Source organism: Binatus soli (SeqCode) (assembly GCF_050015535.1).
In the GTDB taxonomy this organism is placed as follows: Bacteria; Desulfobacterota; Binatia; order Binatales; family Binataceae; genus Binatus; species Binatus soli.
Window position 1 is genome coordinate 1 of the sequence record NZ_JBEKBF010000002.1, and the last position, 17037, is coordinate 17037.

General features: G+C 60.0%; 13 protein-coding genes. All 13 read left to right on the plus strand.

Features of this window, described 5'->3' with window-relative positions; all coding sequences use genetic code 11:
- Positions 1 to 174: 174 nt before the first annotated feature.
- On the plus strand, positions 175 to 396 hold the full coding sequence (locus ABR989_RS01515; protein ID WP_428125290.1) for a hypothetical protein: 222 nt from the start codon (positions 175 to 177) through the stop codon (positions 394 to 396).
- A gap of 291 nt (positions 397 to 687) precedes the next feature.
- A complete protein-coding gene (locus ABR989_RS01520) occupies positions 688 to 1404 on the plus strand; it encodes a PTS sugar transporter subunit IIA (RefSeq protein ID WP_428125292.1) in 717 nt (238 codons plus the stop codon).
- 215 nt (positions 1405 to 1619) lie between these two features.
- A complete protein-coding gene (locus ABR989_RS01525) occupies positions 1620 to 2081 on the plus strand; it encodes a hypothetical protein (protein WP_428125293.1) in 462 nt (153 codons plus the stop codon).
- 518 nt (positions 2082 to 2599) lie between these two features.
- The gene (locus ABR989_RS01530; RefSeq protein WP_428125295.1) at positions 2600 to 3277 is read left to right on the plus strand and encodes a TetR/AcrR family transcriptional regulator; all 678 of its coding nucleotides are present in this window, start codon (positions 2600 to 2602) and stop codon (positions 3275 to 3277) included.
- Between the two features lie 172 nt (positions 3278 to 3449).
- Positions 3450 to 5042, plus strand: a complete 1593-nt coding sequence (locus ABR989_RS01535; RefSeq protein WP_428125296.1) for a phytoene desaturase family protein — start codon at positions 3450 to 3452, stop codon at positions 5040 to 5042.
- Positions 5039 to 5446 (plus strand): SCP2 sterol-binding domain-containing protein, encoded by a 408-nt coding sequence (locus ABR989_RS01540; protein ID WP_428125297.1) that lies wholly within the window; start codon positions 5039 to 5041, stop codon positions 5444 to 5446. The genes ABR989_RS01535 and ABR989_RS01540 overlap by 4 nt, the downstream gene beginning before the upstream one ends.
- 9 nt (positions 5447 to 5455) lie before the next feature.
- Complete coding sequence (locus tag ABR989_RS01545) at positions 5456 to 7069, plus strand: phytoene desaturase family protein (RefSeq protein WP_428125298.1); 1614 nt, start codon at positions 5456 to 5458, stop codon at positions 7067 to 7069.
- Positions 7070 to 7099: 30 nt separating this feature from the next.
- Positions 7100 to 7573: an SCP2 sterol-binding domain-containing protein gene (locus ABR989_RS01550; RefSeq protein ID WP_428125299.1), complete on the plus strand. Its 474-nt coding sequence runs from the start codon at positions 7100 to 7102 to the stop codon at positions 7571 to 7573.
- Positions 7574 to 8277: 704 nt separating this feature from the next.
- Entirely contained in the window at positions 8278 to 9381 is a 1104-nt protein-coding gene (locus ABR989_RS01555) for a 4Fe-4S dicluster domain-containing protein (RefSeq protein WP_428125300.1), read from the plus strand.
- Positions 9378 to 12236, plus strand: coding sequence for a molybdopterin-dependent oxidoreductase (locus tag ABR989_RS01560; RefSeq protein WP_428125302.1), 2859 nt, complete (start codon positions 9378 to 9380; stop codon positions 12234 to 12236). Before ABR989_RS01555 ends, ABR989_RS01560 begins: the two co-directional genes overlap by 4 nt.
- A 17-nt stretch (positions 12237 to 12253) precedes the next feature.
- Positions 12254 to 15109: a molybdopterin-dependent oxidoreductase gene (locus tag ABR989_RS01565; RefSeq protein ID WP_428125303.1), complete on the plus strand. Its 2856-nt coding sequence runs from the start codon at positions 12254 to 12256 to the stop codon at positions 15107 to 15109.
- A gap of 2 nt (positions 15110 to 15111) precedes the next feature.
- Complete coding sequence (locus ABR989_RS01570) at positions 15112 to 16350, plus strand: AMP-binding protein (RefSeq protein WP_428125304.1); 1239 nt, start codon at positions 15112 to 15114, stop codon at positions 16348 to 16350.
- Positions 16340 to 17032 (plus strand): hypothetical protein, encoded by a 693-nt coding sequence (locus ABR989_RS01575; protein WP_428125305.1) that lies wholly within the window; start codon positions 16340 to 16342, stop codon positions 17030 to 17032. Before ABR989_RS01570 ends, ABR989_RS01575 begins: the two co-directional genes overlap by 11 nt.
- Positions 17033 to 17037: the final 5 nt, after the last annotated feature.

Sequence of the window (17037 nt, forward strand, 5' to 3'; positions counted from 1 at the left end):
CTCCGAATGCGTATCTGCTTTCGATCTCATCTCCGCTCCTTTTGGGGTTAAGATGAGCCAAAAACCCTCTCTTCCTCAATCGCTGCAAACTGTCCAACTTGTGCTGACGGGGAACAGTCCGCAACGCCTCGCCGCCGGGCACGATCGGCGTGTGCATAAGGGAGTCACATAACAATGACAAAACAAGAAGCGATAGATACTCTCGATGGCCTTCAGAAAGCCTTCAAGGCACTCAATCAGACGAAGGCTATGCAAGCCTTCAATGTGCTGCTGGACAGCGGCGGAGTCGTGACGACCGCATTTAATCTCGGGATCCAATTCGCATCTGCTTTGACAACTCTGAAAACGGTCTTTGATGCGATTGAGGAAAAGGGAATTCACTTTCCGCCAAATTAGATCATCACCCGATTGGGCTAGAGTCTTGATCGGGATCGCGCGCCCAGCTGAACGGTCCCCCGCCGCCATCGTCGAAGATCCACCCGCGCGCTTCCTCGGCGCGCCTTCGCCTCACATCGCGCGCGTGTGGTGGCTCTCCGCCAGCAGCAACCAGTAGTAGCGCGCATGCTTGATCGATCATGGAGGCGGGGTAATCGGTTGTATTAGGGCGGAGTTTTAGGTATTTTTACGCGAGTGTCGAACATTCTCCGTAGTACGACGGAAAGCTCGCGCGAATCGGCGGACAAGTTGATGACGGTTCGCCAACTCGCCGCTTATCTGAACCTCAACGAGCGAACGGTGCTCAAATTGGTATCCGAGGGGGAGTTACCCGGAGTCAAAATCGGTAATCAATGGCGGTTCCGCAAGGCGATGCTGGACGCCTGGCTCGACGATCAAATGCTGGGAGTCACGCCACGGAGCGTTGACGTTTCCAGAGGCGCGCCTGCGGCGGCGCGCAGAATGCTAAATCTCGCGAGTTGCTTTCAGCCAAGCCACATAATTCCCGACCTGGAGGCCAACACCAAAACCGGAGTGATCGAGGAGCTGGCGAATCTGGCCGGCCGGCTGAATCTGGTGAGGGACAAGACCTGGTTTGTCGGCGCTCTTATCGAGCGCGAGAATATCATGCCGAGCGCGATCGGCAACGGACTCGCTTTCCTGCACACGCTCAATCGCCATCCCGAGCACATAGTCAAACCGTTCATGGTCCTGGGCCGATCACGTGGCGGCGTCGATTTCGACGCTCTCGACAGTAAGCCCACCCATCTGTTTTTTGTACTCGGCCTCAAGTATCACGAACTGCACCTTCCCTGGCTGGCAAAGCTCCCGCAGATGTGTTCACGGCCTGAAACGCTGCGAACCTTAATGGCCGCCGTCACGGCAGACTCAATCTTCGCGGCCCTCTCTGATGCCGAGCGCGATTTGGGGATCTCGGCGACAAGCGAGACCCCGAGAAAAATCCCGTGATGATGAAACTCCTAGTGGTACGCGGCGAATTTCTACATACGATTCCCCGTTGCGACGGGGGGCATTCAGTCACCGCTACGCGCGGGGCGGTCGTTGGCACGACGGGCCAGTCTCAAGCGAAAAATCTGCGCAGCGGCGGCTCCGTATTTCAGAAATTTCCGCTCCTGGCTGAAAGTCATTAGACGTCAAGAACTGAGTGGAGGGAAGACTGCCAAATGGAAGTTCATCGGATCTGCGAACTTAGTCCGGGTACTCCTGTCTGGGTCTGGATCGTCCGTGTGGGCAAGGGCAGGTGGTGGCCCGGTTCCGTGCTGTCCATCGCTGCCCGAAAGCCCTTTCCGATAATCAATACCCGCTTCGAGTGTCGGTCGGCTGGAAAAAACGGCCTCGATGGGCCAGCCTTTGTCGGCATCAGCACCACCCGAATGCGTTATCTTGAACTCCGCGACATCGGCCTGAAAAGTGAGGATCGACCGAATTTTGTTCCGAGCGCGATTTTCGCCAAACCTGAGGAAAATGGGGTCGGACTCGACGGCATGCAGCATGTGGATACAATGACTGCGGATGCTCGAGTGCCACTGCGTACCGCAGTCAAGAAGTCTCGGGCGAGGAAAAAGATCAAAGCCTCAAAAGCCTCAAATCCAAGGAAGGATGCGACGGCGGTCGCGATTGAATGATGTCTTAACACTGCGCCCCCGTCGCAACGGGTCTCAATCGAAAAATCTGCGCAGCGGTCGTTGGCACGACGGGCCAGTCTCAATCTTAACACTGCGTCCCCGTCGCAACGGGGAACACGCGTCCCGCAGCATCAATTGGAATCATCCGCATCCGCGGGTGACGCGGTCGGATACACCATAAAGCGTGCCGGCTGATCGCAGAATCTGCCACCGGCGAACCGGACTTTACTGCGGAAAATCGTGCTGGCGATGCTAAATCCGCCGTCGCCAGACTCTAATTGGCGCGGTGGCACGCAATTAGCTACCGGCGTGAATACGGCGGCGCGCCCGATCACAAAGGGGTCATCGCTGGGAACGGCTGAACGAGGATGTGCGAAAGAATCCGGTGGCACACGACCAACCCGAATCCGCGCGCCGCGCTTCGATTGTTTGTCCAGGCGAAGCACCGGAACGCAAAGTGCGCAATGGTCACGCGCTCCACCCTTGACAATGACCGACGCATCAGTCATTATAATCCAATGCCGCTGATTTCAGCCTCGAATCGGGAAAGCCACTTGGAGAGTCGGCGTGAGCAACTGGCCCACGCGGCGCTCAAGGTCTTCGTCCGAAAGGGTATTGACGAAGCCACCGTCAGCGATATTACGTCTGAGGCCGGGCTGGGAAAGGGTACCTTTTATCTCTACTTCGAGAACAAGGACGCCATCATCGACGAATTAGTGCAGCGGTTCACCCTGCTGCCCGACGAGAGGAGGCTGTTGGAACAGTTCGCCGGAGCCCCGCTGCGCGACATTCTCGCTCGGGCGGTGTCGGGGATGTTGGACGCATTCAGGGTGAAGGCCGCACGGACGCCGAACATTCTGTGGCAGTTGGCTCTGCGTAGCTCGAATGGCCGCACTTTGCTGGAGCACGTCTTGATCGAGGGTAACGAGCTTCTGGCGGGCCAATTGCGTGACAGGGTCAAGGCCGGTGAATTGCGCCCGATCGACGAGTTCGTCGCGGCGCGTTGCCTAATCGGGATGGTTTTGATGTTCATCCTGACCGAGGAGGTGATGGGCGGCAGTCAGGCGCATCCGCTGGCGGAAGAAACGATCATTTCCGGAATTGCGGATCTGTTTCTGCGCGGCGTGCTTGCGCCTCAGCCGAGCCCCGGACGGTCGGGCACAACGGGCGGATCCTTTCCGCGCGGCGCCGATTAGGCGACCGGTAGTATGGGTAGTGCTTGTGACTCGCTGTGCTGCACGATCGGGTGCCGCCCCTACCCCTTCGGAAACGTCAGCAAGCGGGCGAAGTCAAATGGCACGCAAGGTGCGTTTACGTATGCGGCCACAGCGGGGCAGATTGCCGTGAATCGATTGGGAGGGGATCGCTATGCCTGATGCAACTTACGACGCCATCATAATCGGTGCGGGTCACAACGGGATGGCGCTGGCCGCCTACCTGGCGAAAGCCGGATGGAGCGTTGGCGTTTTCGAGAAGCGCACCGAAGAAGGCGGCGGACTGTGCACCGAGGAACTGACGCGGCCCGGCTTCCTGCACAACGTTCACGCGAATTATCACACCCTGGTCGGCATCTGCCCGGTGTACGACGACCTTGAGCTCATCACGCGGCACGGATTGCGCTACGTGCAGCCGCTGGTGCAGATGGCGAGCGTGTTCGGCGACGGCTCGGCGCTGGTGGTGCATACCGACCTGAACAAGACCTGCGAGTCGATTGCGCGTTTTTCGCCCAAGGACGCCGAGACCTTCCACGCCGTTTACGAAGAAGCGCGCGGCTACCGCGACCTGATTTTGCGGACGCTGATGTATTCGCCGCCGACCTCGATGAAGGAGATCACCAAGGCGCTGGTGGCCTGGGGCGTCGAGGAAAAGAGCAAGTACCTGAGCGTTCATTTGCGCCATCAGACGATCAACGAATTCCTCGACCACCATTTCGAGAACGATCGAGTCAAGGCTCATCTGTCATTTCACGCGTCGCTGGCGGGCTATGCGACCGATCGCAGAGGGCTGGCGGTTTCGTTCCCGTTGCTGCTGAGCAAGATCGACAACTGGCACATCTGCATCGGCGGTTCGCACGCGCTTGCCCATTCATTATGGGAAGCGCTGGCGCAAGCCGGCGGGCGCGTTTTCCTGAATCATGGCGTCGAGAAGATTATCGTCGAGAACGGAAAAGCAGTCGGCGTCCGCCTCGAAGACGGCAGCGAAGTGCGCGCGAAGCATCTGGTCGCCAGCTCGATCAGCCTCGAGCAGACTTTCCTGCGTATGGTCGGGCGCGAGAATCTGTCGGCTGCGCTGACCACCGAAGTCGAGCACTTTCCGCACATGGATTCGACGTTCTTCAGCGTCCATCTTGCGATGACGAAGCTTCCCGAGTATCGCGCCGCGTCATTCGATCCCGATGTCAATAAGGCCTGGGTGGTCAATCTCGGTTACGAAAATCAGAAGCAGTTCAATGACGATTGGCGCGACGTGCGCGCCGGCAAACTTTTGAATCCACGGCCCAATGCCGCGGTCAATTCGCTCTACGATCCGACTGACGCGCCCGACGGCTTCTACACGGGCCTGCTCCGGCAGATGGCGGCGTACGATCTCGCCAACGGCGGTCCGACCACGTGGGACAATATCTCCCGCGAATACGGCCAGCGATGCATCGACGTGTGGAAAGCGGCGGCGCCCAACCTGAGCGACAGCACGTTTCTGGACTGGGCGACCTATTCGCCGCTCGACATCACGCGGCGGATCCCGAACATGGTTCAGGCCGACTGGATCGGCGGGCTGATCGATCTCGGCAACATGCTGGACAATCGTCCCGGCCCGATTCTTTCAGAGTATCGGACTCCGATCGGGAATCTGTACATGTGCGGCGCCACGCAGCATCCGCACGGGTTCGTGACCTTCGCGCCGGCTTACAACGCACTGGAGATTATCGCGCAGGATCAGCACGTCGAGCGCTGGTGGAAATGACCGCTATTGCAGATATCCCGGTGCGACTCAATGACGACGCGACGAGCGGGCTCGCCTCGATCGTGCAGCAGTTCCTCGAGCAGCAACTGGCAGATTCGACGCGGCGGCGAGTACGCGCGTCGCGTTTGCGTGGCCGGCTTGGATTGACCGCGACTGATTACGATGCGTCGGTGACGGTGGATTTTCGGGGCGATGAGATCGCGATAAGCGACGGCAGCGCGGGGCCGCTCGACGCCACGATCGCGGGTTCGTACCAGTCGCTGACCAAGCTGCTGCAGGGCCGCAGCAATCCGCTGATCGAGCATCTTCGAGGACGGCTGAAAGTAACCTCGCGGATCGGCAATCTTTTTTTTCCATTTCGGGTTCATCGACTGATGAAGCTCGCCCCTGAGGGCAACCATTAGGAGGGCCGCATGCCAGACGCATCTTATGACGCGGTAATTATCGGAGCCGGCCACAACGGTCTGTGCCTGGGCGCCTATCTCGCGCGGGCAGGCTTGAAAGTCGGGATATTCGAGCGGCGCCACGACGAAGGCGGCGGCGCGCACACCGATGAGGCGACCGTTCCAGGCTTCTGGCACAACCTCCATGCCCAGTACATGGAGTTCATCGAGATGATGCCCTTCTATCGCGACTTCGACCTGCCCAGCTTCGGGGCCCGGGTGATCAAGCCGGATGCGCAGGTCGGAATTACCTTTGCCGATGGCAGGCCGCCTCTAGTCATCTACCGGCCCGAACTCGCGGACCGGACTCATGCGAGTATCGCCTACTACTCGCGCCGCGACGCCGATGCTTTCGCTGCGATCCGCGGCAAGGTGCTGGCGGCCAACAATTACATCTCGGCGATGCTCTACAGCCCGCCCTCGTCCGAGGTGCAGAGCGAGGGGGGGCGCAGCGAAGCCATCATGGGCCGGCTGCTGCAGCTTTGGATCGACCTCGGGTTCAAGCCGCAAGAGATGAACAAGTGCCCGAAAGTGCTCATCGATGAGGTTTTCGAGTCGAGCGAGCTGCGCGCGACCATGTATCGCCAGTGCGTGGAATGGGGCGCGAACCTGCACGCCGGCGACGGCTTCGGATTCGTGATGTGCGTGATCTGGCTGTGCGCGAATCACTATATGTCGATCGGCGGGACGCATACGCTCGCGCATGCGATGGCGAGCGCGGCGCTGGCGGCGGGCGCGGACCTTCGTTACAACAGCCCGGTCGTCGAGATTCTGAATTCAGGCGGACGCGCAACCGGCGTGCGGCTCAAGGACGGGCACACGATCGAGGCGCGCAAACTGGTCGCCTCCAACGCCGATCCGAAAACCACCTTCGTCGATCTCATCGGATGGGACAAGCTCAGTGATTTCAGAAAAGAGCGGATGGTGAATTGGCGGTTTGGACCTGAGCACGTGCTCGGCACGCCGTCGTTCGCATTGCACACGCCGCCCGATTACAAGTCGGCGCGGCACAACGCCGACATCAACAAGTGCTTCTACACCATCGTCGGATTCGAAGATGCCCACCAGGTTTCCGACTACATCCTGCAGGCCTACGGCGGCCAGATTCCCGACCTTCCCGGCGCCGGCACCTGGGTCAATTCGCTGTGGGATCCCAGCCAGGCGCCTGCGGGAATGCACACGATGAACGGATGGTTCTTTTTCCCGCGCGCTTCGTGCCTCAGCCCGGAGGAATGGGACAACGTCCGGCGCGACTACAACGGAAAATTCCTGGAGCTTTGGAGCACCTACGCTCCCAACATGACGCGCAAGAATGTAATCGCTGACAAGCTTTACGTGTCGCTCGACATGGAAAAGCGGATCGCGATGCCCGAGGGAGATTTCTCGCACGGACGACCCGGCCACATGAGTTTCGGGCTGCCGCGGGCGCACATCTATCGGAGCGAGATGGAAGGGCTCTACATGTGCGGCGCGTCGGCGGGCGGCGGAGGAATCAGCGCGGCCGGCGGCTACAACGCATACAAGGTCATTGCACACGATTACGGCCTGCCCAAGCTGTGGCAGCAGGAAAATCGGCTCTATTAAGAGAACCGGATCGGCGGCGAGAGGATTATCATGCCTGCGATTTACACGACCGAATGGTACGAGGCGATCAAGAAGCTCCTCAACGAAAATCCGGAAGTCGAAAAAAAATCCCCGCGTGGCACCTTCCACGTGCTGGCGAAGATTGTCGGCGATGCGGGCTCGCTCTATCTTCCGGTCGGCGAGTTGCGCAACTTCGTGGTGTTGTTCACGGACGGCAAATGTCTCGAGTATCGGCAAGTCGACGTGCCAGCGCCGCGCAAGGATTTCGAGTTCATCTTCGAGCTTCCCGCATCGGTATTCGAAGCGGTCGCGGCGGAGCAGATGGACCTCATCGACGCGGGACTGAAGGGCAGGATCAAAATCACCGGAGACATGCGAATCCTAATCAGGCATGCCGAGTTGGTAAACGAGATCTACGGCGCGTTCGCGCGCGAAGTCGAAACGATTTGGCCCAAGGGCAAGCCCGGCTCCGCGGGCGGGGCTCCCGGCCCGGTTAAACACTAGATTCAGGTATCTGCGACTAGAATCCGCGGCAGAGGTATGCCGCGGCTTTCGCAATCGCGCCGGAGAAACGCGTAGCCTAACAGTTGTTAGGTTCATTGCGATGAACTTTATTAGGCCCACTGACTTACGCTCATGTAATTGGTCAGTCTTTGAAGGTGTAGCCCTGCGGCTTGCTCCAGTCACCGCCGGCACGCCGGTTATCACAAGTCGCACATTTGACACCGAAGTTGCGCATCTGACACCTAACCTATCTCGATCCTCCCTGAGCCTAACGAGTGTTAGGGAACCGATGAGAGTGGTCCGATCCCCGACCTGCGTGCACCGCGTTCCGATGCGACGCGTGCCCTCCGCCGGCGCATGAACCCATACTTCAGAAAAAAAATGGTGCGGATGGCACCATTGCGGCTGTAGCCATAAGCGCCACAAATAGCGAAGAAATTGAATTCAGCAGCTACCCGTGCCGGCGCCGTATGGCACGAGCAGTGCATACTAAAACGCAACCGCGTTCTTGGGAATTCCGAATGACCGGTGAGGTGAAATGCTCAAGCCCAATACAAGCTGAGACGCCTTCTTGAGGGGCGTCACGCTCGGGCGCGGTCACGCGCCTTGGTGCGACGGGATGCGTTCGAATCGAAGGCCAGCGCCTTCGAACGAGGGACCGGGGCTTCATTTACGTCAGCATGAAAGATTAGAGAGGCAGTGCCATGAGCCAAAGACAACTCGCTATGGTGATCAATCTCGATAAATGTATCGGGTGTCAGACTTGCACCGTCGCCTGCAGCACTCATCGTCTGAACCATCCCGGCACCGAGATGCTCCGCTACATATGGTGCGAAACCAAGCCCGGCGAGGGGTGGCCCAAGGGGTGGATGGAACTGGGCCGTAAGGTTCCGGACCGGGTGCGGGACTACGGCGGAACGTGGAACTTCAACTGGGAAGAGGTCTACACGTCTCCGGTCGGCGCCAAATACCTGCATCCGGTGACCAAGGAAACCGGAGAGCCGCCGAAGTGGGGACCCATCTGGGAAGAAGATCAGGGCGGCGGCGAGTGGCCGAACGGGTACTTTTTCTATATGCCCCGGCTCTGCAATCACTGCACGGATGCTCCTTGCATCGCCGTCTGCCAGGATCACTTCGCCAAAGGCGGCGGCATGCCGTCGAGCCAGGGGAACGGGCACAAGAACTCGTTGCACAAGCGCGAGGAGGACGGGATCGTCGTCATCGATCCGAGTTCGTGCGACGAATGCGGCCTGTGTGCAGCAGAATGTCCCTACAAGATTCCGATGGAGAACATCGTGGCAGGCACCTACGAGATGTGCGACTTCTGCGCCGGCCGGGTGGAGAACAATTACGCTCCGGTATGCGCGAAGAGCTGCCCCGCGCGTGGGATGTACTTCGGCTATCTGGACGACAAGGAGAGCTTCGTCGCCAAGCTCGTCAACGAATACAAAGTCGCGCTGCCACTGCGTCCCGACTACAACACCGGTCCCAATGTTTACTACATACCGCCGTTCATCCGGCCGACGAGTTTCGCAGCCGGGAATAAGCCGACCAATCAAGCCGATATACCGGTGGACCTGCTTCGCAAGTACTTCGGACCCGGTCTTGACCAGGCGATGGTTACGCTCAAGGAGCATCGCGCGCGCGCCGCGCGCGGGGAACATTCCGAATTGATGGATCTGCTCATCATCTACAAATGGTCGGACGCCTTCACCCCGTTCAATGTCCTGGCTCCCGTTGATCCGATCGAGCAGGGGGTCGAGGCCGGCAAGCAGGGGGGCGAGGCCGGCAAGGGGCACCAGTCATGAGCAAGCGCAAGGACGAAGAAAATCCTGCGGCCAACCAAACGGCCGCCGAAGCCAATCAGAAGTATTGGCAATGGGATAAGTGCCGATGGGGAACGCATCGCGTCAACTGCTATCCCGGCAGTTGCCCGTTCCGCGTCTACGCGCAGGACGGCAAGGTGATTCGCGAGGAGATCTCGTGCACCTACCCGGAGTTCTCCGATCCCGACTACAAGGTGCCCGACTACAATCCGCGCGGATGTCAGAAGGGCTACCAGCACTCGAAAGCGATGTATGGCCCCGACCGGCTGTTATACCCGATGAAGCGTGCGGGCGAGCGGGGCAGCGGCAAGTGGGAACGGATTAGCTGGGAGCAGGCCTACGATGAAATCGCCGTCAAGCTCGTCGACATAATCCAGAAATACGGGCCGCAGGCGATCTCCGACGACCATGGAACCAATGGCGCCGGCGTGTTGCGCGGCGGCGGCGAGGGTGCATCGACCGGCTTCGTGTCGCGCTTGGGGGGAGTCAGCTCCGATCTCAACTTTCTCATCGGTGATTTCAACCCCGGCCAGTACCTGACCTTCGGGCAATTCCAGCACGCTCCGGGAATCGAGACCTGGTTCCTCGCGGATACGGTCATCGCTCTTTCGAATCCGGCGTACGGGAACATTCCCGACATCCATTATATTCTCGAGGCGCGCTATCGCGGTGCGAAAGTGGTCGCGATCGCGCCCGACAAGAACGCCACTGCCCAGTTCGCTGACATGTGGCTGCCGGTCAACTGGTCGGCCGACCCGGCACTGTGGCTCGGCGTCTGCAAAATCCTGATCGATAAGGGATGGGTGGACCTCGAGTTCATGAAGGAACAGACCGATCTCCCGGTGCTGGTCCGCATGGACGATCAACGGTTCCTGCGCGCGGCCGACTTGACCGAGGGCGCCGACGGGGAGCAGCACTTCGCAATCAACAGCGCCACCGGCAAGCCCGAGCCGCTGCCCAAAGGCACGCTTGCGATGCCGTTCGACTACGCGCTCGAGGGCAAATGGAAAGTTACCCTCAAGGACAAGAAGCAGATCGAGGTCACAACGGTCTACGAGCTGCTCAAGAAACGAATCGCTGAATACACGCCGGAAAAGGTGCACGAGATATCGGGTATCCACCCCGATCAGCTCGCCCAGTTGGCCGAACTGGTCAAGCCGCCGCGCAAGGTGTTCGTCTTCGTCAACTGGAACGCCGGCAAGCTCTACCATGGCGATCTGCTCGAGCGCTCCTACTGCTACATGCTCGCGCTCACCGGAAACGTCGGCAAGGCCGGCACGGGATCGCGGGGATGGTCGGCCGGAGCCGAGTATATCGGCGGCGCCGCCGTCGTCGGCGGGATGCCCAATGAGGTGCTCGAGACCGGCGATCCATTGCTTCACGCGATGAATATGTCGCAGAAGATACCGGAGGACTATAAGACATATTTCAAAATGGACCCGACGATGCCTCCGGTCGAGGCTTCTTTGGGTGCGCTCCGTGAAGGTCTCAGGATGGGCGGCACACTCTCGCCGCCGGTTTGGCTCTGGTACCACCACGCCGGGTACAAGGAGGTTTGGGACAAGTTCCTCGACGACCCAAACGCGCCCAAGAAAATCAGCCAATACGCCGAGGAATCGCTCGCCAACGGCTGGTGGAAGGGGTTCGTACACCCCGACAAGGACGTCTGTCCAAAGGGGCTGCTGGTATCAGGATCGAATCCGCTCCGCCGTCACCGCGGCGGCATGAACACCTACCTGAAGACCTTTTGGCCGAAGCTCGAGCTAATCGTGGTGTTGGATCCGCGCTGGAGCACCACCGGACTCTACGCCGACTACGTGCTGCCGGCCGCATCGTTCTATGAGTATGCCGACGCCAAGTACTCGACGCCGGCGACCCGCTTCAGCACATTCACGGACCAGACCGTGGAGATGCTCGGCGAGTCCAGATCCGACCGTCAGATCACGCTCGCCCTCCTGAAACGCATTCAGGAGCATCTACAGAAGCGAGGCGTGGAAAAGTACAAGTCCGATGAACGGGAGATCGTCGTCAAGGAGCTCTACTGGCGTGCCACCTTCGGAGGACGCTACGGCGAAGAGAACGCAGACGAGGAACGGCTGGTAAACGACACCTATAACGCGCTCGGAAAGATGGGGTGGTTCGAAAGCCTCGACGGTGAGGAGCTCACGCTCGCCAACCTGCGCAAGAACGGGAAAGCGTGGCTGAGCGGTCGCCCCGCCTGGCACGCGACCGTGGTCCAGAACGCGGACATCGTTCCGGGCAATGTTTTCTGGCCCTTCCGCGATCAGCTCGAGCAAAAGGTGCCATACGCGACCACTACGCGGCGAATGGAGCTGTACCTCGACCATCCGTGGTTCATCGAGGCCGACGAGCACCTCGTCCGTTACAAGCAGCCACCCAACATCGGCGGCGCACAACCCTTGCGGCTTACCAGCGGACACCTACGATGGAGTGTTCACTCGAACTGGGTAGTGTCCTACGAGATGCTGAAGCTGCATCGCGGTGAGCCCTTTGCTTTCATCAACGACACGGTCGCGAAGCAAAAGGGCATCGCGGATCATGATTATATCCACGTATACAATGACTACGGCTCTTTCATAACCCGGGCGAAGCTCAGTTCCTGTACGCGGCCCGACCAGCTCGTGATCTACCACGCGTGGGAGCCGTATCAGTATCCAAACTGGATGCCCTACGATGGCTTGCTGCCCGGCCCGCCCAAGGGCCTGCACTTCGCAGGCGGCTACCGCCATTACGAATACACCCTGTGGAACTGGGCTCCTTCGCAGTCGGACCGGCAGACCAACATTGACTTCGAAAAGGCGCAACTCCAAGCGTAGTCGCGGAGGCCGTGAAAATGGCAAACGAATCGGATAAGCCTCAGAACTCCACGTCGAGACGGGATTCCGTGCAGGAGCAGCGCGAATATTTCGAATGGGACAGCTGCAAGTGGGGTACCCATAGAGTCAACTGCTACCCGGGCAGTTGCCCGTTCCGGGTCTACGCGAAGGACGGCAAGGTGGTTCGCGAGGAGATCTCATGCACCTATCCCGAGTTCGACGACCCCGACTCGAAGGTGCCCGACTACAATCCGCGCGGATGCCAGAAGGGCTATCAACATTCACGCTCGATGTACGGACCCGACAGGGTCTTGCACCCGATGAAGCGGGCGGGCGAGCGCGGCAGCGGAAAATGGGAAAAAATTTCCTGGGACCAGGCCTTCGAGGAAATCGGCGAGAAGATCGCTGATGTCATCCAGAAGTACGGACCCAAGGCGCTGATGGACGACCACTGCGCCAATGGCATCGGAGTGTTTCGCGGAGCCGCCGAGGGCTCGACCACCGGCATGACTTCGTTGCTCGGTGGAGTGAGCCTGGATCTCGACTTCGTGAGCGGTGACTTCAAGGTCGGCCAGTGGCTGACCTTTGGCGAGATGCATCACGAGCCCGGCATCGAGAACTGGTTCCTGGCCGACACCATCATCCTGATGTCCAACCCGGTGTACGCGAACATCCCCGACATTCACTACCTCCTTGAAGCCCGCTATCGCGGCGCCAAGATAATCGCCGTCGCACCGGACAAGAATCCTTCATGCCAGTTCGCCGACATCTGGGTAAACATCGACTGGTCGGCGGATCCCGCGCTGTGGCTCGGGGTGGCAAAGATTCTGATCGACAACGGATGGATCGATGAGCACTTCGTCAAGGAACAGACCGATGCGCCAATCCTGGTTCGTTCAGATGACGGCCGGTTCCTGTCAGAGTCCCACCTGCGCGAGGGCGGAGACCCTGAACAGTTTTACGCAATCGACAGCGCCACCGGAAAGCCTGTGCAGATGCCCAAGGGCACGCTCGAAATGGCCGCCGACTATGCCCTCGACACCCGCACCAGCGTGCGCCTGAAAGACGGAACCAGCATCGAGGTCCGATCCGTTTTCAACCTGCTCAAGCAACGGCTTGACGGCTACACGCCGGACAAGGTCCAGGAGATGTCCGGTGTTCACCCCGACACCCTCCACCAGATAGCCGAGCTATGCCGGCCGCCCCGCAAGATTTTCGGCTATATCAACTTCGTTCAAGGCAAGCTCTATCACGGTGATCTGCTCGAGCGCTCGTATTGCTACATCCTTGCGCTGACCGGCAACGTCGGCAAACCGGGCACCGGCACCCAGGGCTGGTCGCCGGGAACGGAGATCTCGGCCTCGATGGCGGCAGTCGCCGGGATGCCCAAGCAGGTGATTGAATCGGAGAACCCGATCGCCGCGGCCGCGACCTTGTCCCAGATGATGCATGACGATTACAAGATGCGCTTTAAGATGGACCCCACGATGCCGCCGGTCGAGGTCGCCAACGGCGCGACCCATGAGGCCATGAAGATGTCGGGCACGCTCACGCCCGGGGTTTTTCTCTGGTATCGCCACGCCGGATACAAGGAAGTCTGGGACAAGCATCTGCACGATCCATATACGGACAAGAAGATCAGTGACTACGCCGAAGACGCAGTCGCCAAGGGCTGGTGGGATGGATTCGACCAGAAAGTCACACCGCGCGCCATGTTCGTATCAGGATCGAATCCCCTGCGCCGTCATCGCGGCGGCATGAATACCTATATAAAGACCCTATGGCCGAAGCTCGAAACGATCGTCGTATTCGATCCCCGCTGGAGCACGACCGGTCTCTATGCGGACTATGTATTGCCGGCTGCCTCTTACTATGAGTATGCGGATGTAAAGTACTCGACGCCCGGCACGCGCCTCCTATGCTTCACCGATCAGTCGGTGCCGATGCAGGGAGAGTCCCGATCGGATCGTCAGATTGCGCTGGGCGTGTTGGGCAGCATCGCGAAGCACCTCAAGGCCCGCGGCATCGAAAAGTACCAAGCCGGCGAAAACCGTGAGGTCATCGTTGACGACCTGTACTGGCGGGCGACCTACGGCGACCGCTATGGCGAGACCAACGCCGACGAAGAGCGCATGGTTGACGAGTGCCTGCATTCCCTCGGCGAGATGGGATGGCTCACCAGCCTTGACGGTGAAGACGTTGACCTCGCCAACATGCGCAAGAACGGCAAGGCTTGGCTCAGCGGCCGCCCGCCCTGGCACGGTATGGTATGCCAGAGCTCGGATATGGTCCCGCGCCATGTCCATGTTCCGATGAGAGACCAGGTGGAACTGAAGGTCCCCTACGCCACTACCACCCGGCGCATCGCGTTCTACATCGATCACCCGTACTTCGTCGAAGCCGACGAGGCCCTGGTCCGCTGTAAGCGGCCTCCCGACATCGGTGGTCATCAACCGATGAGAATTACCGGCGGCCACGTCCGATGGAGCATCCACGCCAATTGGCATACCTCGCTGGAAATGATGAAGCTGCATCGCGGCGAGCCTTTCGCGTTCGTCAATAACACTGTCGCGCGCAAAAAGGGCATCGAGGACGGCGACTTCATTCACGTGTACAACGACTATGGCTCATTTCTGGTCAGAGCGAAGCTGTCCGCCTGCGTGCGACCCGATCAGATGGTCATGTACCATGCCTGGGAGCCCTATCAGCATCCCAACGGCATGCCCGCAGACGGCCTGATGCCTGGCCCGCCCAAAGGGCTCCACTTTGCCGGTGGCTATCGGCATTTTGAGTACACGCTGTTTAGCTGGGCGCCATCACAGAGCGACAGGCAGACCAATATCGATTACGAGAAGGCTGAGTTTCAGGGATAGTCATGTCCAAGGTCGGCGGTGCGTTGCCATCCTGGTACTGGCCTCCAGGCATCCCGCGTCGAGTTCCGGTAGCGCAGCAGCCGCTCGGCCGTCTGTTCCGGCAGCGATTCGCGACGATGAAGGACCGAATCGCGGTCGCGGACAAAAATGTCCGCATCAGTTACGGTGAACTACTCGAGCAAAGCCTGAGTCTGGCCGGCGGTATCCAGACCGCTGGCCTCACCGGCACCATCGCGATCTCCGATCCTGATCCGCTCGAGAGTCTGCTCCTGTGCCTTGCCGGTTTGTTCGCCGGGCGCCGCATCTTGCTCGCAGACCCCGCAGACTCCGCCGAGCAGCTCGCGGCCCGGCTTGCCGAGGCAAAGGCGTCTGCCCTCATCACCTCAGATGGCACCGGCCCTGCGCAGGCTGCGGGCGTCAAAATGGTCGCGAGGAGCGAGCTGCAAGGGACATTCAGCGAAGCGGGTACGGCGATACGCGCGACGGAGCCCGCGATACTGCTTGCGAGCGGCCGTGGACTGATCGCGCATTCGCATTTCTCTCTGTCGGCGATGGCCGCCTCGATGGCGGCATTCATTCCTCGGCTGCGCGAGATCCCGTTTGTATGCACCGAGCCTGGGATCGGATCTTGGGAGATGCTGACAGGTATTTTGCTGGCCATTTCACAGGGTAAGCCGGTGGTATTTGCCAGCCTCGAACAGTTCGACACCGGCGAGTTGGCCGACCTCACCAATGGCGCCTATATGATTATTCAACGAAGCCAAGCCGACGCAATGTTGGCGGAGGGTCTGAGTCGGATGCCGCCGATGATGAGTCAGTCTGCTCATGTCTTCGTATCCACTGGATCTTTCGCCCCGCGATGGCGCCGCCGGATGGAGTCGTTCTGTGGCCGCCCGATCTTTCCGCTCTGGGGGCTGCCCGAGGTCGGCCCTCTGGTCGCCGCTCATCCCACCTGGATTCCGCCGCATGGACACGGATTTCCGCTCGTCAATGTCTCTCTGATTCCGATCGAACCAAATAGCGGCAAGGTTTCCATCGTCCCGTGGGAGATGCTCGATCAGGCGGAGGTCGGCGTCGAGGCGCTATCCGCGATGGTCGGCTACGTCGAGCCGGCCCGCAACGTCGGTGTCAAAGTCGGCACTGCGGTGAGAACGCACCAGGTCGCGGCGATGGATCATGTTGGCGTGGTTGCCCTCCAGGGTCCCCCGTTCGCCGGCCAGGGAGCCGCCAGTGCCAACTGAAAATGCATATCTGTTGTTCGACCTTCCCGGCGGTCGTCTTGCCTTCGGCGAAGGAGACCTCGACATCTGGGCGGAACATCTCACCTGGTGTTACCGGATGATGGGCATCCCGGACGGCGCAACGATCGCGGTTCAGGACTTCGGCAGCAGTCCCATATCCTTTCTCGGCTCGAGTCTGCTGATGCCGGGCCTTCAACGCGGTGTCGCCGAACGTATCGGTGGCCGCTTCATTTGCCTCGACGCTTCCGCGGAGCGGGTGACGCTCACGCCCGCCCTGTTGTCGCAACTGACAGTCGATGCGCTCGTGATCAGAGAAGATGTGATCGAGCTGCTTTCCGCGGAGTTGCGCAAAAGGGAATTTGCGGCGCTCGCACGGCGCACGATGAAGACAATTGTGGTGTTCGGCGACGAGCCTCCCGCCTTTAATGCGGCCCGCCCGGATTCGTGGCGCCATCTTATGCACGTCGAAAGCACCCTTCTGCTCGCACCCCAGTGCGTAAAGTGCGACTGCTTCCACCTCCGCCAAGGGGTCTACGAAGTTGACGGACGGATCGTTCGCAACCTCCGGCTGGCCGCGCCGGCCTACGACCTGCCGCGCGGCGAACTGTTTCCGCCTTCGCACTGTGCCGCGGGCATCGGCGACTGGTGTATCGGATGGTCACCTCGCGGACGAGGTATTTGATCGGC

Coding starts and splice junctions, on each gene's coding strand:
- ABR989_RS01515 (WP_428125290.1), top strand. CDS start 175: ATGACAAAACAAGAAGCGATAGATACTCTCGATGGCCTTCAGAAAGCC.
- ABR989_RS01520 (WP_428125292.1), top strand. CDS start 688: ATGACGGTTCGCCAACTCGCCGCTTATCTGAACCTCAACGAGCGAACG.
- ABR989_RS01525 (WP_428125293.1), top strand. CDS start 1,620: ATGGAAGTTCATCGGATCTGCGAACTTAGTCCGGGTACTCCTGTCTGG.
- ABR989_RS01530 (WP_428125295.1), top strand. CDS start 2,600: ATGCCGCTGATTTCAGCCTCGAATCGGGAAAGCCACTTGGAGAGTCGG.
- ABR989_RS01535 (WP_428125296.1), top strand. CDS start 3,450: ATGCCTGATGCAACTTACGACGCCATCATAATCGGTGCGGGTCACAAC.
- ABR989_RS01540 (WP_428125297.1), top strand. CDS start 5,039: ATGACCGCTATTGCAGATATCCCGGTGCGACTCAATGACGACGCGACG.
- ABR989_RS01545 (WP_428125298.1), top strand. CDS start 5,456: ATGCCAGACGCATCTTATGACGCGGTAATTATCGGAGCCGGCCACAAC.
- ABR989_RS01550 (WP_428125299.1), top strand. CDS start 7,100: ATGCCTGCGATTTACACGACCGAATGGTACGAGGCGATCAAGAAGCTC.
- ABR989_RS01555 (WP_428125300.1), top strand. CDS start 8,278: ATGAGCCAAAGACAACTCGCTATGGTGATCAATCTCGATAAATGTATC.
- ABR989_RS01560 (WP_428125302.1), top strand. CDS start 9,378: ATGAGCAAGCGCAAGGACGAAGAAAATCCTGCGGCCAACCAAACGGCC.
- ABR989_RS01565 (WP_428125303.1), top strand. CDS start 12,254: ATGGCAAACGAATCGGATAAGCCTCAGAACTCCACGTCGAGACGGGAT.
- ABR989_RS01570 (WP_428125304.1), top strand. CDS start 15,112: ATGTCCAAGGTCGGCGGTGCGTTGCCATCCTGGTACTGGCCTCCAGGC.